The following is a 242-nucleotide window of genomic DNA, read 5'->3' as shown; positions in this document are numbered from 1 at the left end:
ACACAAAACCCCCACCCCCATATTACTACGCGCCTCGTGGGTTCGGAGAGGGGTGGAAGAGACAGGGGTGATGGCGAGGGTAAGCCCGGGCAGGCCGGCGCCAGACCCGACGTCGATGACCTCTTGACCGCCGGCGTCACGCACGGGGATGGCCGTGGGCACCACTGCGCAGTTGAAGACGTGCCGAGCCCACAGGCGCGGCGCCTCCCGCGGCCCGATGAGCCCGTGGCTGATGCCGGGGT

General features: G+C 69.4%; 1 protein-coding gene. It reads right to left on the bottom strand.

Going from position 1 to position 242, the window contains the following annotated elements; translation table 11 throughout:
* On the bottom strand, nt 1–242 hold a 242-nt coding region (locus tag ACPYOM_RS23625; protein ID WP_481347849.1), incomplete at both ends, for an RsmG family class I SAM-dependent methyltransferase.

The sequence above is a fragment of the Monashia sp. HAY1-2A genome (assembly GCF_056755315.1).
The sequence above is the reverse complement of the archived record's forward strand: the minus strand, read 5'-3'. Positions and strand labels throughout refer to the sequence as shown.